General features: G+C 74.7%; 17 protein-coding genes and 1 pseudogene. 9 read left to right on the forward strand and 9 right to left on the reverse strand.

Annotation, left to right across the window (positions count from 1 at the left end; genetic code table 11):
• Nucleotides 1–8 precede the first annotated feature (8 nt).
• Both MLV88_RS04305 and nhaA read right to left on the reverse strand, forming a co-directional pair.
• Nucleotides 9–1,412 carry a HAMP domain-containing sensor histidine kinase gene (locus MLV88_RS04305; RefSeq protein WP_242337367.1) on the reverse strand — a complete coding sequence of 468 codons (1,404 nt, stop codon included), beginning with the start codon at nucleotides 1,410–1,412 and terminating at the stop codon, nucleotides 9–11.
• A gap of 184 nt (nucleotides 1,413–1,596) precedes the next feature.
• Nucleotides 1,597–2,928, reverse strand: coding sequence for a Na+/H+ antiporter NhaA (nhaA, locus tag MLV88_RS04310; RefSeq protein ID WP_242360131.1), 1,332 nt, complete (start codon nucleotides 2,926–2,928; stop codon nucleotides 1,597–1,599).
• A gap of 210 nt (nucleotides 2,929–3,138) precedes the next feature.
• Here nhaA and MLV88_RS04315 point away from each other — a divergent pair, with 210 nt between their 5' ends.
• On the forward strand, nucleotides 3,139–5,085 hold the full coding sequence (locus tag MLV88_RS04315; protein WP_242360132.1) for a chloride channel protein: 1,947 nt from the start codon (nucleotides 3,139–3,141) through the stop codon (nucleotides 5,083–5,085).
• A 7-nt stretch (nucleotides 5,086–5,092) separates the two neighbouring features.
• Here the strand turns inward: MLV88_RS04315 and otsB are convergent, their stop codons facing one another.
• From otsB to MLV88_RS04330, 3 genes are all read right to left on the reverse strand, one after another.
• Complete coding sequence (otsB, locus tag MLV88_RS04320; protein ID WP_242360133.1) at nucleotides 5,093–5,893, reverse strand: trehalose-phosphatase; 801 nt, start codon at nucleotides 5,891–5,893, stop codon at nucleotides 5,093–5,095.
• Nucleotides 5,890–8,160 (reverse strand): trehalose-6-phosphate synthase, encoded by a 2,271-nt coding sequence (locus tag MLV88_RS04325; protein ID WP_242353154.1) that lies wholly within the window; start codon nucleotides 8,158–8,160, stop codon nucleotides 5,890–5,892. Before MLV88_RS04325 ends, otsB begins: the two co-directional genes overlap by 4 nt.
• A gap of 141 nt (nucleotides 8,161–8,301) precedes the next feature.
• Nucleotides 8,302–8,724 carry a response regulator gene (locus MLV88_RS04330; RefSeq protein WP_242337358.1) on the reverse strand — a complete coding sequence of 141 codons (423 nt, stop codon included), beginning with the start codon at nucleotides 8,722–8,724 and terminating at the stop codon, nucleotides 8,302–8,304.
• A gap of 142 nt (nucleotides 8,725–8,866) precedes the next feature.
• On the opposite strand from MLV88_RS04330, the gene MLV88_RS04335 reads away from it, so the two are divergent.
• From MLV88_RS04335 to MLV88_RS04345, 3 genes are all read left to right on the forward strand, one after another.
• Nucleotides 8,867–13,519: a GNAT family N-acetyltransferase gene (locus MLV88_RS04335; protein WP_243336938.1), complete on the forward strand. Its 4,653-nt coding sequence runs from the start codon at nucleotides 8,867–8,869 to the stop codon at nucleotides 13,517–13,519.
• Nucleotides 13,520–13,529: 10 nt separating this feature from the next.
• Nucleotides 13,530–14,660: a homocitrate synthase gene (gene lysS / locus MLV88_RS04340; protein WP_242337354.1), complete on the forward strand. Its 1,131-nt coding sequence runs from the start codon at nucleotides 13,530–13,532 to the stop codon at nucleotides 14,658–14,660.
• Between the two features lie 313 nt (nucleotides 14,661–14,973).
• On the forward strand, nucleotides 14,974–15,819 hold the full coding sequence (locus MLV88_RS04345) for a DMT family transporter (RefSeq protein WP_243336940.1): 846 nt from the start codon (nucleotides 14,974–14,976) through the stop codon (nucleotides 15,817–15,819).
• Between the two features lie 40 nt (nucleotides 15,820–15,859).
• On the opposite strand, the gene MLV88_RS04350 is transcribed toward MLV88_RS04345, so the two are convergent.
• The 3 genes from MLV88_RS04350 to MLV88_RS04360 form a co-directional block, all read right to left on the reverse strand.
• Nucleotides 15,860–17,029, reverse strand: coding sequence for a patatin-like phospholipase family protein (locus tag MLV88_RS04350; protein ID WP_242337351.1), 1,170 nt, complete (start codon nucleotides 17,027–17,029; stop codon nucleotides 15,860–15,862).
• A 99-nt stretch (nucleotides 17,030–17,128) separates the two neighbouring features.
• Nucleotides 17,129–17,518, reverse strand: a complete 390-nt coding sequence (locus MLV88_RS04355) for an amino acid-binding protein (RefSeq protein ID WP_242337349.1) — start codon at nucleotides 17,516–17,518, stop codon at nucleotides 17,129–17,131.
• 125 nt (nucleotides 17,519–17,643) lie between these two features.
• A complete protein-coding gene (locus tag MLV88_RS04360; RefSeq protein ID WP_242353156.1) occupies nucleotides 17,644–18,669 on the reverse strand; it encodes a D-cysteine desulfhydrase family protein in 1,026 nt (341 codons plus the stop codon).
• Between the two features lie 307 nt (nucleotides 18,670–18,976).
• Here MLV88_RS04360 and MLV88_RS04365 point away from each other — a divergent pair, with 307 nt between their 5' ends.
• Nucleotides 18,977–20,563 (forward strand): WD40 repeat domain-containing protein, encoded by a 1,587-nt coding sequence (locus MLV88_RS04365; protein ID WP_242353158.1) that lies wholly within the window; start codon nucleotides 18,977–18,979, stop codon nucleotides 20,561–20,563.
• 115 nt (nucleotides 20,564–20,678) lie between these two features.
• Complete coding sequence (locus tag MLV88_RS04370) at nucleotides 20,679–21,857, forward strand: methyl-accepting chemotaxis protein (protein ID WP_242337344.1); 1,179 nt, start codon at nucleotides 20,679–20,681, stop codon at nucleotides 21,855–21,857.
• 24 nt (nucleotides 21,858–21,881) lie between these two features.
• Here the strand turns inward: MLV88_RS04370 and MLV88_RS04375 are convergent.
• Nucleotides 21,882–22,466: pseudogene (locus MLV88_RS04375) on the reverse strand (DsbA family oxidoreductase); the annotation flags it as partial.
• A gap of 150 nt (nucleotides 22,467–22,616) precedes the next feature.
• Between MLV88_RS04375 and MLV88_RS04380 the strand changes: the two are divergent.
• Genes MLV88_RS04380 through MLV88_RS04390 form a run of 3 tightly spaced genes read left to right on the forward strand, consistent with a single transcriptional unit; the run spans nucleotide 22,617 to nucleotide 26,284 of the window.
• Entirely contained in the window at nucleotides 22,617–23,234 is a 618-nt protein-coding gene (locus tag MLV88_RS04380) for a DTW domain-containing protein (protein WP_243336942.1), read from the forward strand.
• Between the two features lie 9 nt (nucleotides 23,235–23,243).
• Nucleotides 23,244–25,274, forward strand: coding sequence for a tRNA guanosine(34) transglycosylase Tgt (gene tgt / locus MLV88_RS04385; RefSeq protein WP_243336946.1), 2,031 nt, complete (start codon nucleotides 23,244–23,246; stop codon nucleotides 25,272–25,274).
• Nucleotides 25,275–25,291: 17 nt separating this feature from the next.
• The gene (locus MLV88_RS04390; protein ID WP_243336947.1) at nucleotides 25,292–26,284 is read left to right on the forward strand and encodes a YheT family hydrolase; all 993 of its coding nucleotides are present in this window, start codon (nucleotides 25,292–25,294) and stop codon (nucleotides 26,282–26,284) included.
• The last annotated feature ends 6 nt before the right edge of the window (nucleotides 26,285–26,290 follow it).

Consider the following 26,290-nt stretch of genomic DNA (forward strand, 5'->3'; position numbering starts at 1 on the left):
CCGTCGCCTCAGGGCGCCGCGGGCGCGGCCGACTCGTTCTCGGAGGCGAGCCGCGGCGCGTCGTGCGCGAGGGGCAGCCGGACGGTGAAGATCGTGCCCGTCCCCTCCAGGCTCGCGACGGCGACGGAGCCGGCGTGCGCCTCGACGAGCCGCCGGACCACGTAGAGCCCGAGCCCCGTGCCCGCCACCGCCGACCGCAGGCTGCCGGTCCGCCGGAACGGCTCGAAGATCGTCGCCCGGTCGCGCTCCGAGATCCCGATCCCCTGGTCCGCCACCTGGATCACGGCCTCGCCGGACGCCACGCGCAGGGTGGCCCGCACCTCGCCCCCGGCGGGCGAGTACTTGATCGCGTTCGAGAGCAGGTTCGCGAGCACCTGCTCGATCCGGAGCGGATCGCAGTAGACGGGCACGGGGTGATCGGGGACCTCGGACACGAGCCGGTGGCCCGGCGAGGTGCCCTCGAAGAGCTCGAGCGCGGCGCGCACGAGCTCACGCAGGTCCACCCGCTCCACGCGCATCTCGACCTCGCCCGCCTCGATGCGCGCCGTGTCGAGGAGGTCGTTCAGCATCCGCTCGAGCTTCGTCGCCTGCCGGCGCACCACCTCGAACGCGCGCCGCATGCGCACCTCAGGCGGCAACGGACCGCCGGGCGGCACCGCCGCCGCGGTGAGCTTCAGGGCGGAGATGGGGTTGCGCAGGTCGTGCGCGACGCTCGCGAGGAACGCCGCCTGTCCCTGACGCTGCCGCGCGAGCGCGTCCGCCATCCGGTTGAAGTCGCGCGCCATCCGAGCGACCTCCTCCGGTCCCACCTCGCGCGCCCGCACCAGCGGGTCTCCCCCGCCGAAGCGCGCGAGCGCGTCGGAGAGCTCCAGCACCGGCCGGAGCGCCCGCGTCTTCAGCCACCACCCCAGCACCCCCGACGCGAGCACCAGGGTGAGCGCGAGGGAGATCCCGGCGACGTTCGCGATCCGCTGCCAGCGGGCGGCGCTCGCGCGCGCCGCCCGGGCGTGCGCGATGTTCACGTCGACGAGCGCCCCCACCGCGGCGTAGGCCCGCTCCAGCCGCTCCTCGATGCCAGGCGCGCCCATCCGGCTCGCGAGGAGGTACTCCCCGACCGCGTCGACCGCCTCGTGCGCCGCGGCGTGCTCCTCCTGGGTCGCGAGCAGCCGGTCGGCGTCGACGAGGTGCGAGGCGAGCCGCCGCTCGTGATCCATGCGCACGAGCGCATCGCGCGAGCGCGCGTGCACGAGCAGATCGATCGCCGCCTCCTCGGCCTCGCGCACGCTCTCGGCAGACGCGAGGATCGCGCCGTTCGCGCCCTGCAGCGCCGCCGTGATGACGCCGAAGGCGCCGGCCGCAAGGACCCCGAGGCTGGCGAAACCGGCCAGTACGGCGATGAGGCTCGCCTGCAAGCTCGTCTTCGTACGAAGGCTCCTCGTGCAGGGATAGGGATCGACCTTCCACAGCGTGAAGCGCGCTCGTCCGTTCTGGTGGGGGGTCGGACTCTCGGCCGCATCCGCGCGCGGGGCTCGGTGCAGGGCGGGGTCCCTCCTCCCGCTGCGGCGGTGGCGCGCGGCCCCACAGGACCGCCGCCCGTCACGCGGGCCTCACCTCCGCGGTGGCGCGGAGCACCAGCGCGCCGGCCACGCCGGAGGCGAGCGAGCCTGCGAGGACCCCGAGCTTCGCCTGGGCGAGCAGGGCCGGATCGGACGCGTAGGCGAGGTCCGCGATGAAGATCGAGACGGTGAAGCCGATGCCTGCGACGATCGCGACGCCGAGGAGCTTGGCGTAGGAGGCGCCGCCGGGCATCGGCGCGAGGCCGAGCCGCACCGCGCCCGCCGCGAAGGCGAAGATCCCGACCTGCTTGCCGACGAACAGCGCGGCGGCCGTCCCGACGGCGACGTCGCCGAGCGGCTCGATGCCTCCCCCGCCGCCGAGCGCCACGCCCGAGTTCGCGAGCGCGAAGAGCGGCATCACGCCGAACGCCACCCATGGGTGGAGCGCGTGCTCGAACCGCGCGAGGGGCGCCTCCAGGTCCTCGATCGAGTCCTCGATCCGCAGCAGCGCCTCGGAGTCGAGCTCCTCGTCGCCCGAGGTCCCGAGGAGCCCGCGGACGTGCTCCCCGAGCCCGGCGAGCACCTCGCGCGGACCGCGGCGAGGCCTCGCGGGGATGGCGAGACCCAGCACGACCCCCGCGATGGTCGCGTGGATCCCGGCGTGGTGGAGCGCCCACCAGAGGAGCACGCCTCCTGCCGCCCAGGGCGCCCAGCTCCGCACGAACGCGCGCGACATCGCCCACAGGCCGGCGGCCACCGCCGCAGCCAGGAGGAGCCAGCGCGCGTCGAGCCCGTGCCCGTAGAACAGCGCGATGACGAGGATGCCCCCGATGTCGTCGAAGATCGCGAGCGCCGTCAGGAAGACGACGAGCCCGTGCGGCACCCGGCGGCCGAGGAGCGCCAGCACGCCGATGCTGAAGGCGATGTCCGTCGCCATCGGGATGCCCCAGCCGCGCGCGCCGGGCCCGCCCGCGTTGAACGCGAGGAACACGGCGGCGGGGACGAGCATCCCGCCCACGGCCGCGACGGCCGGGAGCGCCGCCTGGGCCGGCCGGCGCAGCTCGCCGACCGCGAGCTCGCGCTTGATCTCCATGCCCACCACGAAGAAGAAGACCGTCATGAGCCCGTCGTTCACGAGCTCCAGCAGCGTGAACCGCGCGACGGCGCCGCCCACGCCCAGCGCGAGCTCGGTCTCGAGCACGCCCTGGTAGAGCTCGGCGCCTCCGAAATTCACCCACGCGAGCGCGCCGAGGGCCGCGGCGAGGAGCACGATCCCGCTCGCGGCCTCCAGGCGGAAGAAGGCCAGGAACGGCCGCACGACCGCGCCGAAGAGCGGCGCGAGCGGGGTGCGCGCAGGGACTCGATCGTTCATCCAGGCTCCGGCTCCGCGCGGGCGGGGCGAGAGACGAGCATGCACGCCCGCCCGCTCCCCGTCGACGTGAATCGGCCTCGCGTCCGTTGCGGCACCAACGGTCGCGCCGCGGGGCGTCGGCGAGCCCGAACAAGATGATCATCGAGGCCGGCCGCGGCCCGGCCGGGACGCGGCTTTACGTGCGGGCATCGCGGAGTATCCTCTCGCGCCATGTCCGACCCCCCGTCGCGTCCCCCACCCTGGCGTGCGCTGGCGCGCGCGCTGTCCCGCTGGGTGGACGCCGCGGGCTCGACCGGGCGGGCGCTCCAGGGCGGCCTGTCGCTGCTCGTCCCGGAGGCGCCGCTCGAGCTGCGCATCGCGGGGCGCGTGCTCCTCCACGCCGCCGTGGTCGGCCTGCTCGCGGGGGTGGTCGGCGCCGCCTTCTTCGCCGCGCTCGAGCTCGGCCAGCGCGTCCTCCTGCACGGCCTCGCCGGCTTCGAGCCGGCGCGCGCTCGAGGGGAGGTGGTCGTCGCAGCCGCGAAGACCGCGGCGTTCCGGCCCTGGCTCCTCGCGCTCCTGCCCGCCGCGGGCGGCCTCGTGAGCGGGCTCCTCACGAGCGCGTTCGCCCCGGAGGCGGCCGGCGGCGGCGGCGACGCGACGATCGAGGGGTACCACCGCGGCGGCCTGTTCCGCTGGCGGGTCGTGCCGGTGAAGTTCGCCGCGGCCTTCGCCGCGCTGTCGTCCGGCGGGTCCGGCGGGCGCGAGGGCCCGACGATGCAGATCGGCGCGGCCATCGGCTCGGTCGCGGCGCGGCTCCTCCCCACCAGCCGCCGGGAGCGGCGCGTCCTCTTCGTGGCCGGCATCGCCGCGGGCATCGCGGCCGTGTTCCGCACCCCGCTCGGCGCCGCCCTGCTCGCGACGGAGATGCTGTACCGGGACGACTTCGAGGCCGACGCGCTGGTGCCGTCGATCCTCGCGAGCGTCATCTCCTACTCGGTCGTGATCGCCGCGTTCGGCGAGACGACCCTCCTCGGCCTGTCGCTGCGGTTTCCGTTCTCGCCACGCCAGCTTCCGCTCTTCGCGGTCCTCGCGGTCTTCGTCTCGCTCGCCGCGGTGGGCTTCGTGCGCATGCTCCGGGCGGTGCAGGCCCTCTCGCGCAGGACGCCCGGCCCCCGCTGGCTGCGCCCCGCCCTGGGCGGTCTCGGGGCCGGCGTGCTCGGCGCCGCGATCGCCGTCGCGCTGGGAGCCTGGCTCGGCCCGGAGGCCCGGGGCTTCGGCGTGATGGGCGGCGGGTACGGGACCGCGCAGGTCGCGATGGACGGCGCGCCGTGGTTCCCCGCCGGGTGGCAGCTCGTGGCGCTCCTGCTCGCCATGGCGGCGGCCAAGGCGATCGCGTCCGCCCTCACCATCGGGTTCGGCGCGGCGGTCGGTGACTTCGCCCCCTCCCTCGTCGTGGGCGCGCTGGTCGGCGCCGCGTTCGGGTACGCCGCCCGGGCGGCGTTCGGCGATCCCGGGATCGAGCCGGCGGCGTTCGCGCTCGTCGGGATGGGCGCGTTCTACGGGGGCGTGGCGCACGTGCCGCTCTCCGCGCTCGTGCTCGTCGCGGAGCTCGCCGGGAGCTACGACCTGCTCGTCCCGATGATGCTGACGGTCGGGATCTCGTACGTGGCGCTCAGGCGCTGGTCGCTCTACCCCGCCCAGCCGCGGAGCCGCGCCACGGCGACCGGCGGCGCGAGCGACGTGCTGCGACAGGCGCTGGCGCGGCCCGCGGCCGAGCTGCTCGTGCTGCCCGACCTGCCGGACTTCCCCGAGGAGGCCCCGCTCTCCGCCGTGGCGGCGGCGAGCGCCGGCACGAGCCAGCGGGTCGCGCTCGTCCGCGGGGCCGACGGTCGCCCGCGGGGCCTCGTCGATCTCGCCCTCCTCGGCGCGCTCGATCCCGCGGAGCTCGGCTGGACGCGCGCGGCCGACGCGATGGTGCCCTTCGCCGCGCTCTCGCCCTCGGCGTCGTGGCGCGACGCCATCGCGGCGCTGCACCGGCACGGCCTGCCGCAGCTCCCCGTCGTCCAGGCGGGCGCCGTGCTCGGCTGGGTGGGGGAGCGCGAGCTCGCGCGCGCAGCCCTCGAGCTCGAGCTCGGAGCGACGCCCCCGCTCGCGCCCGCCTCGGGCGAGCCCGGCTAGGGCGGAGCTACCGCTCTGGCTGGACCGCGCGCGCGAGCGACTCAGCCCGCGACTCCCGCCCGTCGAGGCGGCTGCGCTCCTCCACGAGGAGGCGGAGGAGATCGTCGATCGCATCCTGGCTGGCGAGCCGGTACGCGGCGGCGCTCGCCTCGCTCGCGCCGATCACCACGCCGACGACTCCGGGCGCCCGGAACGCGTCCTCGTCGGTGGCGTCGTCGCCGACGTACAGGGCGGTCCGGCAGCCGCTCCGCTCGAGGAGCTCCGCGATGGCGTCCCCCTTCGTCGGCGCGTCCGCCGGGACCGCGTTCACGACCGCGTGGCCGCCGAAGACGCGCGCCCCCGGGAGCGTGGCGGCCGCCTCGCGGATGGCGAGCTCGGCGGCGGCCGGCTCCGCCGCGCGCCGGTAGTGGATCGCGATCGAGAGCCCCTTGTCCTCGATCTCGACGCCCGGGAGGTCGCCGAGGCGCGCCGTGAGCGCCGCGCGCCAGCCGAGCACCGTCCCGCGCGGGGACCGGTCCACCGGCCCGAACCCCGCCTCCGCGCCGTGGTTCCCGACCCACGCCACGAGGGGCACGCCCTCGAGCCGGGGGGCGAGATCCGCGCGGGAGCGCCCCGAGACCACGACGCACGGGTAGAGCAGCGCCGCGACGCGCAGGAGCGCGCGCGTGTCGGGCCGCATCAGGGCGCGGCCGGGCTCGTCCACGATGGGGGCGAGCGTGCCGTCGAAGTCGAACGCGAGGAGCGCCCGGTCGTGCGCGATCGCGGCGATGGCCTGCCGCGAGGGCGCGGCGAGCAGGTCGGGGATCATGGCTTCACCTCGTGGACGCTGCGCAGGCCCAGGTTGAGCCGGGTGGAGAGGCGGTCCCGCTGGCGGAGGCGCGCCGCGTCCACGAGCATGCGCCCCGCCCATCGGTACACGTTGAAGTCGGCCACGAACGCGCGCATCGCGCGCATGCGGGCCGCCTGCTCGTCGGGAGGCATGGCGATGGCCGTCGCGAGCGCCGCGCTCGCCTCCTCGATGTCGTACGGGTTCACGAGGAGCGCCTCGGTGAGCTCGCGCGCCGCGCCGGTGAAGCGCGAGAGCACGAGCACGCCGCGCTCGTCGTCCCGGGCCGCCACGAACTCCTTGGCGACGAGGTTCATGCCGTCGTGCAGCGAGGAGACGTAGCAGACGTCGGCGGCGCGGAGGTACCGGAAGATGGTGGGCGGCTCGTGGTGCGCGCGCAGGAGCGCGATCGGCCGCCACGCACCCTCCGCGAAGCGGGCGTTCACGCGGCTGGCGATCGCGTCGACCCGCTCGGAGAGCTCGCGGTACTTGTCGATGAGCGTGCGGCTCGGCGCGGAGAGCTGGACGAACGTGAAGCGGCCGCGCAGGTGCGGGAAGCGCTCGAGGAGCCGCTCCACCGCGAGCAGCCGCTCCTCGATGCCCTTCGTGTAGTCGAGCCGATCCACCCCGACGCCGAGCTTCGCGTCGGGCGGGAGCCCCAGCTCCGCGAGCACCTGCCGCCGGCACTCCGAGGGCGGCGGCGCCTCCGCGGCCCAGCGGTTCGGCCAGTCGATCGAGATCGGGTAGGCGCGCACGAGCGACTCGCGGCCGCCGAGCACGACCGACTGCCGCTCGCGGTCGAGGCGCGCCTCGAGGAAGCGGTCCACCCCGTCGAAGAAGTTGTTGCAGTGGAGCTGGGTGTGGAAGCCGACGACGCTCGAGCCGAGCATGCCGTCGAGCAGCTCGTTCGCCCACGGGCAGATCCCGAAGCGCTCGGCGTTCGGCCAGGGGACGTGCCAGAAGCTGATGATGGTTGCGCGCGGCAGCCGCTCGCGGATCATCCGGGGCGCGAGGGCGAAGTGGTAGTCCTGCACGAGGACGATCGGGTCGGGCCCGTCCACCTCCTCGCAGACGGCCTCGGCGAAGCGGCGGTTCACGCGCTGGTACTCGCGCCAGTCCTGCGCGCGGAACACCGGTCGCGTATGCGCCACGTGGCAGAGCGGCCAGAGGCCCTCGTTCGAGAAGCCGTAATAGTAGCCGCGCTCCTCCTCCGGCGTGAGCCACACCCGGCGGATCGCGTAGGACTCCTCGCCCGGCGGGACGCGCACCCGGTCGTGGCCGTCCACCGCGGCGCGGTCGGCGGTGCCGCTCCCGTGCGCGACCCACACGCCCGAGCAGGCGCGCATCACCGGCTCGAGCGCGGTCACGAGGCCGCTCGCCGGGTGCAGCACGCGCATGCTCCCGTCCGGCGCGCGGTCGTGGATATAGGGCTCGCGGTTCGCCAGCGTGACGATCCCCTCGCCGTGGAGCGTCTCCGTCAGCGTCCGGTGGAGCCGCTCGGCCGACCAGCGGCCGCCGGTGCCGTGGCCCTGCTCCGCGGCGAGGTCCGACACGAGCTGGCGGACGTCGGAGAGCAGCGGCTGGAACTCCTTGCGCGGGGAGCGGACGGCGGCCCCCGGGACGGAGCGCCCGAGGGTGAGGACCCGGCGCAGCTCCTCGTTCCACGTCCGCCACGACAGGCGCCGCACGAACACGGTGAGGATCGAGGCGAGGATCGCGACGATCGCGAACGCGCCGGCGGTGTAGCGGCGCAGCGCGGCCTCGCGGCGCGCGACGAAGCTGAGGTCGTGGACGAGCGCGACGTGGGCGAGGACCGCCCCGTCGTCGTCGAGGAGAGGCTGGACGGTGAAGTGGACGAGCCCGCCCTCCGCGTCCTCGACCCGGTCGAGCTCGAGCCGCTCCCCCTCGGCCGGGACCCCGAACCGCTCGCCGAGCGCGTCGCACTCGTACGCGCTCGGGCCGACCCCCGTGCGCGCCACGGTCCGCATCCCGCGCCCGCACACCGACGCCGCCATGATGCGGTCGTCGCGGGCGATCTCGGCGAGCACCGCCCCCACCCGCCGCCGATCGCCCGACGCGAGGTGCGTGGCGAGCGCCTCGCGGGCGCCAGCCACCACGAGGTGCGCGCGCAGGCCGACGTCCTTCTCGTACCAGGCCCGGGCCGTCCCGTTCAGGAGCGCAGCGGCCGCCCAGGCGAGCCCCGCCAGGACGACCACCAGCGGGAGGAGGACCCGAACGAAGGCTCGCACCCGGGCATAGTGCGATCGACTCGTTTGTGTTGCAACCGGCCCCGCGGGCCCACGAGCGGACGGCTCCGCGCGGCGCACCCCGCCGGTGGCGCGCCCGCCACGCAGACGGGTCGCGCCCGCGGCTCTGCAGGGTGGCAGGGATCAGTTCCGGGCGGCCTGCCCGGCGGCCATGCGCTGGGCGCGGCCCGGCTCGACGGCCTGCGGCGGGCAGAACGCCCGCACGACCGACACCAGCCGCTCGAGGTCGAACGGCTTCTCGAGGTGACCGTCCGCGCCGGGCGGGCGCTCCTTCACCGCCGCGCTCATCGTCACGACCGCGAGCGAGCGGAGCCGCGCGTCGGCGCGGATGCGCCCGAGCAGCGCCACCCCGTCGAGCCGCGGGAGGAAGAGGTCGAGCAGCACCAGCGTGGGCCGGAGCCCAGCGTCGTGCAGGATCTCCCAGCCGTCCTCGCCGTCGACGGCCACCTCGACCCGCGCTCCGAGGAGCTCGAGCAGGTCCGCGAGCGCCTCGCGGATTCCGGGATCGTCCTCGACGAGGAGGACCGATGTGCGGCTCAGCGGCATCTCGCCCGAAATCTCCGCTCTCACCCCGGTTTCGGCTACCCCACCCGTCACCCCACGGTCGCACGACGCCGAACGGTCGCACCGGCGCCGCCCCCCTGCCTCCTGCATCGACAGGGGCCGGGGAGCATGGTTTTCTCCCGCCATGTTCCAGGTGAGGCAAGACTCGCCGTATCCGGCCCTCCTCGCAGCCTGGAGCGCGCCCGGCGCGCCCGAGCCCCAGCTGCTCGACTCGACCCGCGAGGCGCTCGCGTCGGTCCGCCCGGACGACCTCCCGGCCGTCCGCCCGCTCGCCGAGCGCCTGGTGGCCCGGCTCGGGGACCCCGCCACGGCGCGGGCCGCGCGCCGCTCGCTCCACGCGCTCCTCGACGGCGTGCGCCGCCGCTTCTTCACGGGCTCGCTCGCGCCCGAGGCGATCGAGCCGTGGCTCGAGGTCGTCCTGCCGGTGCTCACGGCGACGGACTACACGCTCGGCGAGCTCCTCCGCGCTCGCGAGGAGTCGGATCCGAAGACGGTCGCGTTCCGCGTGATCGGCGACGATCCGGCCGAGCTGACCGTCGCCGAGGTGGCGCGCCGGACGCGCGCGATCGCGCGCGGGATCCTCGCGCTCGTGGACGACGAGCCGGGCGCGAAGGTCGCCATCCTCTCCGAGAACTCGCTCGAGGCGGCGCTCTGCGACCTCGCCTGCCTCACGAACGGCATCGTCGACCTGCCGCTGCCCGCGAACGCCGTCGCCGAGCAGATCGTCTACATGCTGAAGCACTCGGGCGCGCGCGTGCTGCTCGCGTCCGACGAGGAGCAGGTCGCGAAGGTCCTGCCGTCCCTGCCGGCCCTGCCCGAGCTCCGGGAGATCGTGGTCTTCTCCCGGACCGCGGCCGAGCGGAACGGGCTGCTCACGCTCGAGCAGATGGTCGGTCAGGGGGCGGAGTTCGACGACGGAGAGCGCGCCGCGCGCGCCGCCCGCGTGCGCGCCCGCGACGTGGCGACGGTGATGTACACCTCCGGCACCACCGGGAAGCCGAAGGGCATCCTCTTCACGCACGAGAACATCGTCTCGAAGCGCTTCTGCCGGGCCTTCGCGCTGCGCGAGGTGAACGAGGGCGACGTCTTCCTCTGCTACCTGCCGCTCTACCACACGTTCGGGCGGTGGCTGGAGATGACGGGCACGCTGTTCTGGGGCGCGACGTACGTGTTCGCGCGCTCCACGGCGCAGGCGACGCTGCTCGAGGACTTCCGGCGGGTGAAGCCCACGGTCTTCATCTCGGTGCCCAAGAAGTGGATGGAGCTCCAGGACGCGGCGGTCTGGGAGGCGGCGTCGGACGATCCCGACGACATCGCCGCCCACCTGCGCGGCATCACCGGGGGCCGCCTGCGCTACGGGCTCTCCGCGGCGGGCTACCTCGATCCCGGCGTGTTCCGCGCCTTCCACCGGGCCGGCACGGAGCTCTGCTCCGGCTACGGCATGACGGAGGCGACGGGCGGGATCACCATGACGCCGCCCGGCGAGTACGCCGACGACTCCATCGGCCTGCCGCTCCCCGGGATCGAGTGCCGCCGCGCCGACGACGGCGAGCTCCTCGTCCGCGGCCCGTACGTGTCGCCCGGCTACTACGATCCCGGCCCCGAGGATCACGGCGCCGACGCGGAGGGCTGGTTCCACACCGGCGACCTCGTCTCCATCGACCCGGCCGGCCACTACCGGATCACCGGCCGCAAGAAGGAGATCTACAAGAACCGCCAGGGCCAGACGATCGCGCCGCAGCGGGTGGAGAACCTGTTCCGGGACTTCGAGGCGGTCGCCCAGGCGTTCCTGGTCGGCGATCACCGCGAGTACAACACGCTCCTCGTGTGGCCGAACCACGCCTCGTCGGCGGTCCAGGACCGCTCGCCCGAGGAGCTGCGCGAGCTCCTGTCGTCGCTCGTCGCGAGCGCGAACCGCTTCCTCGCGCCGTTCGAGCGCGTCGTGACGTTCCAGGTCCTCCCGCGGGCGCTCGACCTCGAGCACGGCGAGCTCACGCACAAGCACACCTTCAAGCGCGAGGTCGTCGAGAAGTCCTGGAAGGACCTCATCGACAAGATGTACGAGCAGAAGCACCTCGCGCTCGCGCTCGACGGCAGCTTCCTGCGCATCCCGAACTGGGTCCTGCGCGAGATCGGCGTGCTGCAGCACGAGGTCTCCCTCGACGGCGACCTGCTGCGCGCGCGGGACCGCACGCTGCGCGTCGGCCCCCCGCCCGAGGCGCCCGGCGCCACGCTCATCGGCGATCTCGCCTACACCTCCGAGGGCACCGTCATCGACCTCGGCGCGCTCCTCGCCCGCCCCGCCCTGTGGCTCGGCAACGAGGCGCTGCGGCGCTTCCTGGGAGACGAGGCCTTCGTGTCGCTCGTGTCCCGGCGCCGCAAGGGGACCTCCGATCTCCGCCTCGACGCGCGCGTGTGGCCGGCCCCCGAGCCGGAGCGGCTGAAGCCCATGCTCGACGTGGTGGACCGGGCAGAGGTGAGCTTCTGGTCGATCCACGTGGCCGGCGAGCTGCTCCGCGCGGAGCGCCCCGAGGCCCGCCGCGCCATCAGCCACCTGCACATCGGCCTCGCCGTCTCGGAGAGCGAGCACGCCGGGCTCTGCCGCGCGCTCCTCCGGCGCGCCGCGGACGCGCCGGACGAGGACGTCCGCCGGCGCGCGTTCCGCGTGCTCCTCCCGAACGAGGAGCCCGCGGAGACGCTCGGCACGCTCCGCCTCTTCCTCGACCGGATGGGCGCGCTGGCGCTCCGCGACGAGGACCTCGCCGACCTCGGCGAGCGCGGCCTCACCGACGCCCAGGTCCAGGCGCTCCTCGCGCACCTCTCCTCGGACAAGGTGCGCTTCGAGCTCGCGGATCCCTCCGACCGGCGCCAGCTCGTCGGGACGATGCGGCTCCTCACCGCGACGGCGATCGCCCACCCGCAGTACTTCGCCAAGGTCCGCATCCCCCTCGCGCGCCTCACCCTCCACGAGGACGCGGAGATCTCGGCGCGCGCGGGCGAGGAGCTCGATCGCCTGCGGCGCGGCTTCTCGAACTGGGTCGGCCCGAACCTCCGGCTCGCCATCGATCCGCAGACGGGCTCCGAGTACGGCTGGAAGGACGTGCTCGTCTTCGACGAGGGCGTCCCGGCGGAGGGGCGGACCCACCTCCTGCAGGCGCTCGCGGACGCGACCATCGTCCGCGCGTCCGTGTTCGTCCTCGGCAAGGGGGTGCTCATCTCCCTCGCGGACATCCCGCCCGGCGGCGCGGCCGTGTCGCTCCTCGGCCGCCAGCACGGGAAGAGCGTCTACCGGCTCTCGATCCACACCCGCGCGAAGGAGATCTTCGACGTCGCCATCAACGTCGCGGAGGACATGAACTTCTACGAGCTGAAGCAGGAGGTCTCGTGGCTCCTCGCCGCGGGCGCCCCGCCGCCGCTCGTCGAGCAGTTCGCCGGCTACTTCGCGGAGTGGGGCATCTTCACCGAGGAGTTCATCCCCGGCGCCGACGTGGAGCGCCAGGCCGCGCGGCTCCTGCGCCAGGGCGAGGCGGCGCGCCTCAAGCTGCTCTGGCCGTTCCTCGTGTGGACCGCGCTCGAGCTGCACGTGCGGTTCTGGGGCCGGACCGGCCGGCGGCTCGCCCTGCGCGAGCCCTCCCCCGCCGCGTTCATCGTGCCCTCGCACGACTACCAGACCGGCGCGCGGCTCGTGTCCATCTCGGATCGCTCGGCGTGCAGGACCTTCGACGAGCTCATCGAGCGGTTCGAGCGCTCGTTCATCCAGCGCATCGAGGCGCAGCGGCCGGACCTCCAGGGCCAGATCGACGACCGGGTCCTGCTCTCCGCGGTGGTCGAGGCGCTCGGCTACGAGCGCGGGGTCGCGCTCCTCGAGGACGCGGCGCAGAAGTCACGGCGCGCCGTCGCCATCGAGACCTTCCTCGAGCGGCTCCGCGAGAACGGCTTCACCCCGCAGCGCGTCTTCTTCGCGGCGCGCCGCTACCGGCGCTGGCTCGCCGCGACGCCGGGGGCGACGGTGGAGGCGAAGGGCAAGATGCTCGGCGAGCTGTGGGGCACCTACCGCCTCTCCGAGGTCGAGGCCTCCTGGCCGGACACCCGCCTGCGCTTCTTCCGCAAGACGGTGTTCGAGGACGCCCGGCCGGAGCTCTGCGCGGCGCTCGATCGCCTGATGCACCGCGCCCGCGGGCTGCCCGCCGACGGGCTCGACCTCGAGGAGCAGGTGGCCGCGGTGCGCTCCGCCGTGCGCCCGACGGCCGAGGAGGATTACTTCCTCGCCCGGATGACCTACCGCTACCTCGCACCCACCGACGAAGTGGCGCTCATCTCGATGCCGTCCGGCGGCCACTACGTCACCGAGGTGGTCGTCGCGCTCACCGACGAGGAGGGCAACCGCTTCGCGGTCCGCGGGCCGATCTCGCCGCGCGAGGTGGCCCGCCTCCTCCACATGTTCCACGAGGCGAACCTGCAGGTGACGTTCACCACCGAGCACGAGTTCCTCGTGGCCCTCGACGCGAAGGACACGCCCATCGCCGGCCTCTTCTACCGGCAGGTGAGCGCGGACCGGATCCACATGGAGAAGATCGTCGTCGCGCGGCGGCACCGCGGCAAGGGCGTGTCGGACGGCCTCATGCGCGAGTTCGTCCGGCGGCTCCGCGCGCGGGGCGTGAAGCGGCTCGAGACGGGCTACTTCCAGCCCGAATACCTCCGCCGCTACGGCTTCCGCACCGACCCGACCTCCGGCGGGCTCGTGTGCGACCTCGACCACGAGGGGATCCGCTTCTAGGGCGACCACCATGGCCAAGACCACCTGGAAGCTCATCGACACGACCCTCCGCGAGGGCGAGCAGTTCGCGAAGGCCGCGTTCCGCACCGAGGACAAGCTCGAGATCGCGCGCGCCCTCGACACCTTCGGCGTGGAGTACATCGAGGTCACGACCCCGGCCGCCTCGCCCCAGTCGCAGCGCGATCTCGCACAGATCGTGAAGCTCGGCCTCGCCGCCAAGATCATCACCCACACGCGCTGCATCCTCGACGACGTGATGGCGGCGATGGACACCGGCGTCCGGGGCGTGGGCCTGTTCTTCGCGACGAGCCGCATCCTGCGCGAGGCCTCGCACGCGAAGTCGCTCCAGCAGATCATCGACGCGATGGGCCCGCCCATCGAGGCGGCGCTCTCCGCCGGGCTGGAGGTCCGCTTCTCCGCGGAGGACGCCTTCCGCTCGGACGTCCAGGACCTCCTGGCGGTGTACCGCGCCGCCGAGAAGCTCGGCGTCCACCGGGTCGGCATCGCGGACACGGTGGGCATCGCCACGCCGCGCCAGGTCTACGCGCTCGTGCGCGAGGTCCGGAGCACGGTGAGGTGCGACATCGGCTACCACGGCCACAACGACACCGGCTGCGCGATCGCCAACTCCTACGAGGCGATCTCGGCCGGGGCGACGCACGTGGACGTGTCCGTGCTCGGCATCGGCGAGCGGAACGGCATCACGCCGCTCGGCGGCCTCGTCGCGCGCATGTTCTCGCTCGAGCCGCAGGTCGTCGCCGAGCGCTACCGGGTCGGTCAGCTCCGGGAGCTGGAGCGGCTCGTGGCCCGGGTCACGGGGATCGAGATCCCCTTCAACAACTTCGTCACCGGCGAGACCGCCTACTCGCACAAGGCGGGCATGCACCTCAAGGCCCAGATGACGAACCCGGGCGCCTACGAGATCATCCCGCCGGAGGCGTTCGGCCTCACCCGCCGCCTCATCGTGGGGAGCCGCCTCACCGGCCGCCACGCCATCGCCTACCGGGCCCGCGAGATGGGCATCACCTTCGGCGAGTCCGAGCTGAAGGCGATCACGCGTCGGATCAAGGAGCTCGCCGACGCGGGCGAGCTCTCGGAGGCGCAGATCGACGAGGTGCTCCGCGACTGGGTGACCGCTTGAACGACAGGTGATTCGCGGTCACCTTCGGTGACGCGAATCACGCTGTCGTTCAGCGGATGTTCGAACGGGGGCTGCGCCCCCGCCCCGCCGACGGCCGAGCCGTCGTCGGGGCCCCACCCCTGCTCGCCGGGTCCCTTGCGCCACCGCGCGCGGCTACGCCGCTATCGCGGGTGGCGCCCCGGCGGGCTCGCTACGCTCGCCTGGTCGCGACTCGCGATCGGCCCGTGCCCGGCGCGCCCCGCGCGCGCCCGGCACGCAGACGACGGCGTAACCTGCGCGCGCCGGCCGGCGCGTGCGCTACACTGCGCGCCCCGTGCTCACGAGCCGCCTCCTCATCCTCGCAGCCGCGGTGCTCTGGTCCACGGCCGGCGCCGCCATCAAGACGAGCGGCCTCGACGGCTGGCAGCTCTCCGGCGGCCGCTCGCTCGTCGCCGGCCTCTTCCTCCTCGCCGCCGTGCGCGAGGCGCGGCGGCGCCCCACCCTGCGCGTCCTCCTCGTCTCCGTCGCCTACGCCTTCACGGTGGTGCTGTTCGTCGTCGCGACGAAGCTCACCACCGCCGCGAACGCGATCTTCATCCAGGACGCGGCGCCGCTCTTCGTGCTCTTCCTGTCACCGCTGCTCCTGCGCGAGCTCCCCACCCGAGGCGAGCTCCTCGCGGTGCCGATCTACGCGCTCGGCCTCGGGATGTTCTTCCTCGACGAGCTCTCGGGCGGGCAGCTCGCGGGGAACCTCATCGCCGTCGGCTCGGGGATCGCGTTCGCCTTCTCGATCGTCGGGCTGCGGCTCCTCAGGGACGAGGGGCCCGCGGCCCTCGTCTACGGGAACTTCCTCGCCGCGCTCGTGGCGCTGCCGGTGGGGCTCGGCGGCCCCGCGCCGACGCCGCTCGACCTCGGCCTCGTCCTCTACCTCGGCATCTTCCAGCTCGGCCTCGCGTACCTCTGCTTCTCGCGCGGCCTCCTGCACACGCCCGCGGTCGAGGCGTCGCTGCTCATGCTGCTCGAGCCGGTGCTGAACCCGATCTGGACCTTCCTCGCCGCCGGCGAGCGCCCCGGCCCGTGGGCGATCGCGGGCGGCGCGGGGGTGCTCGCGGCGACCGCCTGGCGGACCGTCGCCCCCGTCGTGGCGGCGCGCGCCCCGGCCCGGGGATCGAGAGGCTGAGCGGAGCGGCGTGCCGGACGCGCCGCCCGCGAGCGATCCTCTACCCCCGCGCCCGCTCCCGCTGCGGGGCCCCGAGGAAGAACTCCTGCAGCTCGTCCCGGCGCGTCATCGTGTCGACGTACCCGAGGTCCATCACGCGCTTCAGGTAGATCGGCTCGAACGCGAGATACGAGAGCAGGTCCTCGCCCGCGTGACCGGTCGCGCCGATCCCCTTCAGCAGATACCGCAGCATCGCCGGGAACCGATCGTACTCGTCGGCCGCGAGCTTGCCGAGGTCCTGCGACGGGCGGAGGACGAGGGCCGGCACCGGCCTGAGGTCGACGTCCTGGTGGTTCAGCTTCTCGCGCGGGATGAGCGCGAGGGTCTTGTTGATCCGCTGCAGGCGCTCGAGGTCGGAGTCGAGCGAGTCGAGGAACACCGCGTTCAGCAGCACGCCGGCGATCTCGGAGAGCGGGAGCTGCTCGTCCCTGTCCTTCGCCTGGCGCTTCAAGGTCTCCCCGGGCGGCCGCAGGTACCGCACGCTGATGGCGAGGATCCGCTCGGCCCCGAGGTGGATGGCCGGGCTCATCGGGTGGCTCATCCGCACGCAGCCGTCCCCGTAGTACGTGCCCTCGACGCGGATGGGCGGGAAGAACACCGGGATCGCCGCCGAGGCCATCACGTGGTCCAGGGTGAGGCGGGCGCGGATCCCGAGCCGCGTCGAGCGGAGCCACGGCTTGATGTCCGCCGCGCCCTCGAAGAACGTGACGCCGGCGCCGGTGTGGTAGTTCGTCGCGGAGACCGCGAAGGCGCGCAGCCGCCCGGTGCGGAGGTGCCGGCGCATCCGGCCCATCGGCACCTGGCTCTCGAGCAGCCGGCGGAGCGGGGCGGGATCGAGCAGGTAGTTGATGCCGGACTTGCCGATGAGGCCGCCCGCGGACAGATCGCGGAGCCAGCGGCTCCCGATGCTCGCGAGCCGCAGGGTGCCCGTCCGGTAGACACGGTCGGGCGTGAGGGACTCCCAGGTCGCGCGCAGGCGGTGGGTCGCACGGGCGAAGTCCTCGGCGCCCGTGGAGATGACGAAGGAGTTGATGGCCCCCGCGCTGATCCCCGCGATGATGTCGAACGGGAGCGGGCCCGGGCCGAGCACGTCGGAGAGGGCGCGAAGCGCCCCGACCTGATACGCGGCGCGGGCGCCTCCGCCCGTCAGCACGAGGCCCGTGTGGCCCACGGACCAAAGGTAGCGCCGCCTACGCAGCGCGGCATCCTGTCTGCGTGGGATGCCGCGTCACGTCGGCCCGGTGCGGCGTCCCGATCCGGGCCTGGGATGTCAGCGGAGGGCCTTCAGCGCCGCTTTCACGTCGGGGACGGCGAGGTAGAGGTTCATGCTCCGGGCGCTGCCGGCGGCCCCGACGTAGGCGTACTGCACGTTGATTCCCGCCGCGCCCAGGCGGTCCGCCACCTTCCCGACCGAGTCGGGCCGGTCGGGGACCGTGACCTCGACAACCTCGTCCTCCGTGCTCTCCCAGCCGTGCGCCGTGAGGATCCGCCTCGCGGCCGCCGGCCTGTCGACCACGAGGCGGACGAAGCCGCGTCCGTCCATCGAGGCCGCCATGAACGCCCGGATCGTGACGCCCTTCTCGCCGAGCGCGTCGGCGAGCTTGCCGAGGGTTCCGGGCCGGTCCTCCACCCACGCCGAGATCTGCTTCGCCCTGGGCATGCGCGCCTCCTGGCCGCCGCGAGCTTGCGCGGTGAACGGAGCACACATAATCCGGCGCGCCCGGACGTCCAGCGTCCGAGCGTGCAGCCCCCGTCGGCCCGCCGCTCGCTCGCGGCGTGCGCCGCTCACCCGGCGGTACCGAGCCGCTCCGCGAACGGGAACAGGCCGAAGGCCCCGCCGGTGTGCAGGAACACGACGCGTGACGCCGGGAGCCCACCGGGCTCGGAGGCGCGGCGCGCGACGCCGAGCATGGCCTTGCCGGTGTAGACCGGGTCGAGGAGGACGCCGTCCACACGCGCAGCGCGGCGGATGACCTGAAGCCCCTCGTCGGTCGCCTGCGCGTATCCCGGCCCGATGAAGCCGTCGTCCACGGCGATCTCGTCCTCGGGGACGCCCGGCAGCTCCGGCCAGCGCCGCCGGGCGTCGGCGCAGAGCCCGGCGATGGCGGCGCGGAAGTAGGCGGCGTCGTTGCAGACCGCGAACCCGAGCGGCCGCGCCTCGCGCCAGCCCGCGACGCGGACGCCGAGCTCCAGCCCCGCGCCCGTTCCGCCCGAGCCCGCCGCGTAGGCGATCGTCACGGGCCCCGTGCGCCAGGCCTCGGGGAGCTGCGCGCGGAGCTCCGCCACCGCGGCCACGTAGCCGAGGCTGCCGAGCGCGCTCGAGCCGCCCTCGGGGATGACGTAGGGTCGCCGGCCGGCGGCGCGGAGCTCGGCGGCCACCGCCTCCATGACCTCCGCGCGCCGCCGGTACTCGTCGTGCGAGACCCAGCGGAGCTCGGCTCCGGCCAGCCGGTCCAGGAGCGCGTTCGCCTCGAGCGCCGGCGGCCGCGACGGATCGGGGACGCGGAGCAGGACCACCGCGGCGAGCCCGCGCCTCGCAGCGGCGAACGCCGTCGCCCGGCAGTGGTTCGACTGGACGCCGCCGCAGGTCACGAGCGTGTCGGCCCGGCCCGCCTCGGCCTCCGCGATCAGGAACTCGAGCTTCCGCGCCTTGTTGCCGGAGAGCTCGAGCCCCGTGAGGTCGTCGCGCTTGTAGAGGAGGTCGAGGCCGAGCTCCGCGCCGAGGCGCGGCGAGCGCTCGAGCGGCGTCGGCAGGCGAGCCAGGGCCACGCGCGGCGCGAGGTGCACGGTGGGTGGGGTCGGCGGGGTCATGGCGGGCGAGCCTAGCACCGCGCCCCGATCCGCTGACACGCATGGCAAGGGGACGCGCCCGCCCGGCCGCCTGCACCGCGAGCGCCATGCAGGGGGGCGCGCGAGCGAGCGATCCGGCGTCCGCCCGCGGACGCGCCGACCCGTCCACGACCTTGCCGCCTCGGCGCAAAGCCGTTCCACGCGCGCGCAACGGCGTTGCCGCGCGCGCACGCCAGTCTGGCCGGTTCGGCGTGGCCCGCGGCTCGCAACTCGCTCGAGCGGCACTCGTGCGCCCTCCGGTCAGCCGGCGCGGGCGCGGGGAGAACGGATGACGAGACGGGGGTGGGTGGGGCTCGGCGCGGTCCTCTGCGTCCTGGCCGTGGCGTGCGGCGGCTCGGGCTCGAGCGACAAGACGCCGTCAGGCGGGACCGGCGGCGACGGCGGCGGGGGCGGCGGGACCACGCCGACGCCCCCGCCCGTGACCCCACCTCCGCCGGAGCAGCCGCCCGGCTTCCAGTTCGGGACGCAGGGTCCGTGGCCCGTCGCGAACGCGATCTACGGCGCGAAGGACGGGATCGAGGAGACGCCCGTGGTCGCGATGACCACCGACGAGGCGCAGAACCGCTGGGTGGCCACGCCGCGCGCGCTCTACCTGCTGCGCCCGGGCGAGACGACCTTCCGCCGCTTCGACGAGGTGGACGGCCTGCACCTCGGCGCGATCACCGGACGGACGCCCGGCCCGGTGGGCTGGGCGAAGTACTGCGACAAGGCGCCGATCCCCGACGACCGGCCGTGCAACGGCGACCTCGTGTGGGGCGGCGCGGCGTCGGAGGGGATCAAGGCCATCGTGGGCGGCGGCAAGAACGAGGTGTTCATCGGCTACGACGGCGACCAGACGCGCGGCGCGGACGGCGAGCCGATCCCGTGCCTCGACGCGGACGATCCCGTCGGCTGGAAGGGCTTCGACTACTGCGACCCGCTCCGCCACAGCGGGAAGGTGGACTGGGTGCGCCTCGCGGAGGACGGCACGCTGCAGGTGGTGCGGTTCGACCTCCTGTCGAACCGCTACGGCGCGAAGTACTGGCACGACCGGACGATCAGCCGGCTCGCGTACGACCACTTCGTCCACCCGGGCACGCTCTACACCGGCGCGAACCACGGCGTGTCGATCCTCTTCCCGGCGAAGTACCGGGAGCCGGCGCCCGGCGAGTGGTTCGACATCGCGTACTCCGAGTACATGGGCGACCACCAGCACGCGCGCGTCTGCTACCACGAGGTCTGCGGCCCCGACGGCGAGAGCGCCAGCATGCGCGTCGGCGAGTGGCTCGGGCTCGCCATCGACGCGGAGGGGCGCCTCTGGCACGCCGGCAAGTGGACGGCGGGCCGGATCACCTGGGTCGACGACGCGTACGAGTGGCACCATCGCTACGGCGCCGCCTTCGACGCCGCGTTCGGCGACCCGTGGATGGACGGGGCGCGGACGAGCCCGCCGGTGTTCGACGTGACGGAGTCGGGCGACCCGGTGTACCTGACGGCCGTGTCGGCGTGCCCCGACGGGCGGGTCTGGTTCTCGAGCCGTGGGCCGACCACGGGCAACGCGGCGGCCCGCAAGGACGCGGTCGCGGTGTGGGACGGGAAACGCTTCGCCTATCTCACCGCGTCCCAGGTCGGCCTCGGCGAGGCCGGGGTCCGGGATCTGGCGTGCCTCCCGGACGGACGGCTCGCGATCGCGGGCTACACGACCGGCCTCTCCGTCTACGACCCGGCCACCGGGACCTCCAGGCCCATCCGCGCCGCCTCGGGGCTCATCCCCAGCGACCGCGTGAGCGCGCTCGAGGTGGACCGCATGGTCGTACCGCCCGCGCTCCACGTGGCGACGGCGTCGGGCGCCGCGGTGCTCCGGACGCTCCCGTAGCCGCGCCGGCCGGTGCGTGCGGGCGGCACCTACCCGCCCGCACCGGTCGCCGAGTGGCCCACCCGCGGGAATCCGCGGTAGAACGGCGCAAACGCTCTCGAGCGGAGGCTCGTCCGTGCGCCTTTCCATGCGGCTCAAGATCGCGGGGCTGGTCGGCGTCGCGACGGGGGTCACCGCGATCCTCGACACCGTCGTCTTCCACGTCCTGCACGAGGAAGCCTCCGCGGCCGTCCTCGCGCGCGGGCTCGGCCTGGCCATCGCCATCTCCCTCACCGCCGCGGCGATCTCCTACCAGGTCGCGCGGCGCCTGACCCGGCCGCTCGAGCGGCTGCGCGACACGGCGGCGGCCATCGCGGCCGGCGACCTGGCCAGGCAGATCGACGTCGACGCGACCGCCGAGACCGCGGACCTCGCCGCGAGCTTCGGCGCGATGATCGAGGGGCTCCAGGCCACCATCGCCGAGCTGCGCGAGGCGGCGCTGACCCTGGACGGCCGCTCGAGCGACATCCTCGGCTCCGTCACCCGCCAGGCGGCCATGGCCGCGCAGCAGGCGGCCGCCATCAACGAGACCTCGACCACCGCGTCCGAGATCGCCCAGACCTCCAAGCAGGCGACGCAGCACGCCGACTCGGTCATCGAGATGACGCGTCGCTCCGACGATCTCTCGCAGGAGGGGCTCCAGACCGTCGAGGAGGCGGTGAAGGCGAGCGCGAGCCTCGGCGAGCAGGTCAACCGGATCGCCTCCAGCATGAGCGGGCTGAGCGAGCGCACGCTGCAGGTCGGCGAGATCATCTCCTCGGTGAAGGACCTCGCGGAGCAGTCGAACCTGCTGGCGCTGAACGCGTCCATCGAGGCGTCGAAGGCGGGCGAGCACGGGCGCGGGTTCGCGGTCGTCGCCATGGAGATGCGCAACCTCGCCGAGCAGTCGCGCCAGGCCGCCGTGCAGATCCGCGCGATCCTCCAGGAGATCCAGCGGAGCGCCCGCGACGCGGCCTCGGCGACCGACGAGGGCGCGAAGCGCGCGTCCGCGGCCATGGGGCTCGCGCGGAGCGCCGGCGAGGCCATCGAGGGGCTCGCGATGGTGATCCGCGAGTCGGCCGTCGCCGCCCGGCAGATCGCCAACAACACCCGGCAGCAGACCATCGGGGTGGACCAGATGGTCGCCGCGATCTCCGAGCTCTCGCAGGCGATCAACGAGAGCGCCGAGGGCACGCGGACGATCGAGCAGGGCACCGCCGCGCTGTCCGAGATCTCGAAGCAGCTCGCCTCGGCGGTGCAGCGCTACAGGGTCTAGGCTCCCCGAACCGCGGGCGCCCGCTCACCGCTCCGCGCGGCGCCGCGCGCCCGCGCGCCGCGCGGCCTCCGCCAGCACCTCGTACGGCTGGCAGCCCACGATCCGCGCCACCGGTCGCGCACCGGGCCCGGCGGAGAAGTCGAACGTCGGGACGCCGCCGACCCCGGCCTCCCGGGCGGCGCGCCGCGCCGCGTCCACGCACGCGAGCGCCCCCGGCTCGTCCGCCGCCGCGAGCGCGGCGGCCGGATCGAGCCCCACCGCGCGCGCGACGTCCGCGAGCTCCTCGTCGCGGTCGAGGTCCCGCCCCTCGCGCCAGTACGCGTCGAAGGCGGCCGCGCGGAAGGCCTCGAGCTTCCCGGCCTCGCGCGCGTACTGCGCCGCGGCGAGCGCGCGGCGGGTGCTCACGAGCCGGTCGGGCGCGCGCAGGTCGCGGAGGCCGAAGCCCGCGGCGAAGCTCTTCACGTACTCCAGCACGGCGGCGGGGTCCGCCAGGTGGGCCACGAGCGGGAGGCCGCCACGCGGCGTGCCCGGGTGCAGCTCGTAGCCGACCCAGTCCACCTCGATGTCGTACTCCGCCTGCAGCCTGACCAGGCTGCTCCGCTCCGCGACGAAGCAGAACGGTCAGACGAAGTCGGAGAACAGCCGCACGATGGCGCCCATGGTACAGGGCTCTAACGAGGGCGGCCGCTCCGCTCCACTCCCGGCGCGGGTACGGGCGGCGCGGCGCGCGGCCCCGCGCCGTGATAGATCCGGCAGCCCGTGCCACGCCCTCTCCAGCGCTGTCCGCGCTGCCGCTTCCCGCCCGAGTTCTGCCTCTGCCCCGCCATCCCGAGGCTCGCGGCGCCGTTCCGCCTCGTCGTGGTCCGGCATGCCAGCGAGCGCGAGCGGATGTCCAACACGGCGCGCTGGGCGGCCCTCGCGCTCGACGGCGCGGAGATCCTGGAGCACGCCCTCCCCGGCGTCGCGCTCGACGAGACGCTGCTCCGCGCCCCGGGCGCGGTCGCGCTCTTCCCCTCGCCGCGCCCGGGGGACGGGGCCGTGCCGGCCACGCCGCCGCCGATCCTGGTCGTCCCGGACGGCACCTGGACACAGGCTCGCCGGATGATGCAGCGCCTCCCCGCGCTCCAGCGGCTCCCGCGCCTGTCGCTCCCGGGGCCGCCTGCCGGGCTGCGACTCCGGCGGCCGCCGTGGCCGGACGGGATGTCGACGCTCGAGGCGATCGCCGGCGCGCTCGCCGCGTTCGGCGCGGGCGACGCGTCGGCGCGGCTCCTCGCGCTGCACGACGCGGGCGTCGAGCGCGTGCTCCGGCTCAAGGGGACGTGGGACGCCGACTCCGCCGCCGCGGTCGCGCGTCGCCGCGCGACCGAGGTCTCCTAGAGGATCCCGATGCCCTTCGCCTACCAGCCCGGCCCGAGGGACGCCGCGACCCGCGCGCGCCGCGGCGCGTTCACGACGCCCCACGGCCGCGTCGAGACGCCGGCGTTCATGTCCGTCGGCACGCGCGCGAGCGTGACCGGCATGACGCCCGAGGAGCTCCACGCGCTCGGCGCCGAGATCATCCTAGGGAACACCTACCACCTGCTGCTCCGCCCGGGACCGGAGCTCGTCCGCGACATGGGCGGGCTCCACCGCTTCATGCGCTGGCCCGGGCCCATCCTCACCGACTCCGGCGGGTTCCAGATCTTCTCGCTCTCGCACGACCGCGTGATCTCCGAGGAGGGCGCCCGCTTCCGCAGCTACGTGGACTGCAGCGCGCAGCTCCTCTCGCCGGAGCGCTCGATCGAGGTCCAGACCGCCCTGGGCTCGGACGTGATGATGGTGCTCGACGTGTGCCTCCCGTCGACCGCGGAGCCCTCCGCGATCCGCGAGGCCATGGGCCGGACCCACCGCTGGGCGCTCCGCAGCCTCGCCGCCCGGACCAACCCGGAGCAGGCGCTCTTCGCCATCGTGCAGGGCGGGCTCGTCCCGGAGCTCCGCGCCGAGTCGGCGCGCTTCCTCACGCAGCACGCCTTCGACGGGTTCGCCATCGGGGGCCTCGCGGTGGGCGACACGCGCGCCGAGCGCTTCGACGTCGTGGGCCGGACCGCCGAGCTCCTCCCCGACGAGCGCCCGCGCTACCTCATGGGCGTCGGCACCCCGCCGGACATCCTCGAGGCCATCGGTCACGGCGTCGACATGTTCGACTGCGTGCTGCCGACCACGATGGCCTGGCAGGGCACCGCGTTCACCTCCACCGGGCGCGTGCGCCTCACCCGCGGGGAGCACCGCACGAGCCAGGCGCCGCTCGACGCCGCGTGCGGGTGCTCGACCTGCAGGGGCTACACGCGCGGCTACCTGCACCACCTCGTGAAGTGCCGGGAGCCGCTCGGGCCGCGGCTCCTCTCCGTCCACAACCTGCACCACTACCTCGACCTCATGCGCGAGGCGCGCGCCGCGATCGAGGCCGGGAGCTACGCCGCGTTCGCGAAGGCGAAGCTCGACGAGCTCGACCGGCACGAGCACGACGCCTCGCGGCGCCCTCCGGGGAGGAAGGCGACCGTGAGCCCGACCCAGTCCGGAGACACGACGGGGACCGCGGCCGCGGTCGAGGGCGCGACCGGGACCGCCGCCCCGCGCTTCGAGATCGTCACCACCTCCCTCGGCGCCGCCGCGGTCCGCGATGCCCGCGCGGGCGAGGTCATGCACCCCGTCATCGGTCCGGACGTGGAGTCCGAGCGGCTGTACGTGGCCCAGTCCCGGCTGCGCGAGCGGCTCGCCGCGCCCGGCCCCCGGCTCGTGCTGCTGGACGTGGGCCTCGGCGCGGCCTCCAACGCGCTCGCCGCGCTGCGCGCCGCCGAGACGCTCGCCGCCCCGGGCCGCGGCCTCGAGATCGTGAGCTTCGAGCAGGACCTCGGCGCGCTCGCGCTCGCGACCTCCGAGGACGGCGCCGCGCGGCTCGGGCTGGACCCGGACTCGCTCTCCGCCGCCCTCGCGCTCCTCTCGAGCGGCCGCCACGAGTCGCCGCGCGTCGTCTGGCGACTCGTCCAGGGCGACCTGCTCGCGACGCTCCCGCGCGAGGAGGTGCGCGCCGACGTCGTCTTCTGGGATCCCTTCTCGCCGAAGGCGAACCCGTCGCTCTGGACCTGGGCGGCCTTCGCGGCCGCGCGCGCCCGCTGCGGCGACGCGGCCACGCTCTACACGTACAGCACCGCCACCGCGACCCGCGCCGCGCTCCTGCTCGCGGGCTTCCACGTGGGCCAGGGCGATCCCAGCGGCCCGAAGGAGCAGACCACCGCCGCCGCCACGGATCCGGCGCTCCTCGCGCGTCCGCTCGACGCGCGCTGGCTCGCGCGGCTCGAGCGCTCCAGCGCGCCGTTCCCCGACGACGCCCCGCCGGACGCGCTCGAGCGGATCCGCGCGCATCCGCAGTTCAGGTGAGGCAGGCGCGATCGCCCATGTCCCCGCCCCCCTCGCCCTACGCCCCGGCCCGCTGGCTGCGCGGCGGCCACGCGATGACGATCTTCGCGAGCCTCGCCCGCGTGTACCCGCGCCCGCAGGCCCGCCGCGAGCGGTGGGAGCTGCCGGACGGCGACTTCGTGGACGTCGATCGCTACGCCGCGAGCGGCGACGCGGCCCGGCCGGTGCTCGTCGTGTGCCACGGCCTCGAGGGCTCGTCCCGCGCGCCGTACGTCCGCGGCCTCGTCGCCGTCGCGCTCGCGCGCGGGCTCGACGCGCTGGCCTTGAACTTCCGCGGCTGCTCCGGGGAGCAGAACCGGCTTCCGCGCTTCTACCACTCGGGCGACACTGGGGATCTGCACGAGGTCGTGGCCCGGCTCGCCGCGGAGCGGCCCGGGCGGCCCATCGTGCTCGCCGGGTTCTCGCTCGGCGGCAACGTGGTCGTGAAGTACGTCGGCGAGCGCGGCGACGGTCTCTTCCCGGAGGTCCGCGCCGCCGCCGGCATCTCGGTCCCCTTCGACCTCCTCCGCTCGGCGCGGGCGCTCGACGCCGCGGGGTTCTGGAACCGCGTCTACCGCGAGCGGTTCCTGCGCCGCCTGCGCGAGAAGGCGCTCGCGAAGGCGCGGCGGTTCCCGGAGGCGATCGACGCGGCGCGCGTGCGGGCGGCGGCCACGTTCGCCGAGTACGACGCGGCCCTCACCGCTCCGCTGCACGGGTTCGCGTCCGCGGAGGACTACTGGACGCGCTGCTCGTCCGCGCGCTTCCTCGCCGGGGTCCGCCGGCCGCTGCTCGCCATCGCGGCGATGGACGACCCCATCGTCCCGGGCGACGCGCTCCCCCTCGCGGAGGCCCACGCGAACCCGCTCGTCACGCTCGAGGCCACGCCGGCCGGCGGACACGTCGCGTTCGTGTCGGGCTCGCCGTTCTGGCCGGACTTCTGGGCGGAGCGGCGCGCGATCGAGTTCCTCGCGGCGGCCGCGCTCGGCGCGTGAGGCGCG

The organism is Anaeromyxobacter soli (assembly GCF_022808855.1).
Lineage (GTDB): Bacteria > Myxococcota > Myxococcia > Myxococcales > Anaeromyxobacteraceae > Anaeromyxobacter > Anaeromyxobacter soli.

Excerpts from the sequence above, each read along its gene's own strand:
- nhaA (WP_242360131.1), bottom strand. The coding sequence starts at position 2,928 with ATGAACGATCGAGTCCCTGCGCGCACCCCGCTCGCGCCGCTCTTCGGC.
- MLV88_RS04315 (WP_242360132.1), top strand. The coding sequence starts at position 3,139 with ATGTCCGACCCCCCGTCGCGTCCCCCACCCTGGCGTGCGCTGGCGCGC.
- otsB (WP_242360133.1), bottom strand. The coding sequence starts at position 5,893 with ATGATCCCCGACCTGCTCGCCGCGCCCTCGCGGCAGGCCATCGCCGCG.
- MLV88_RS04330 (WP_242337358.1), bottom strand. The coding sequence starts at position 8,724 with ATGCCGCTGAGCCGCACATCGGTCCTCCTCGTCGAGGACGATCCCGGA.
- MLV88_RS04335 (WP_243336938.1), top strand. The coding sequence starts at position 8,867 with ATGTTCCAGGTGAGGCAAGACTCGCCGTATCCGGCCCTCCTCGCAGCC.
- lysS (WP_242337354.1), top strand. The coding sequence starts at position 13,530 with ATGGCCAAGACCACCTGGAAGCTCATCGACACGACCCTCCGCGAGGGC.
- MLV88_RS04355 (WP_242337349.1), bottom strand. The coding sequence starts at position 17,518 with ATGCCCAGGGCGAAGCAGATCTCGGCGTGGGTGGAGGACCGGCCCGGA.
- MLV88_RS04360 (WP_242353156.1), bottom strand. The coding sequence starts at position 18,669 with ATGACCCCGCCGACCCCACCCACCGTGCACCTCGCGCCGCGCGTGGCC.
- MLV88_RS04365 (WP_242353158.1), top strand. The coding sequence starts at position 18,977 with ATGACGAGACGGGGGTGGGTGGGGCTCGGCGCGGTCCTCTGCGTCCTG.
- tgt (WP_243336946.1), top strand. The coding sequence starts at position 23,244 with ATGCCCTTCGCCTACCAGCCCGGCCCGAGGGACGCCGCGACCCGCGCG.
- MLV88_RS04390 (WP_243336947.1), top strand. The coding sequence starts at position 25,292 with ATGTCCCCGCCCCCCTCGCCCTACGCCCCGGCCCGCTGGCTGCGCGGC.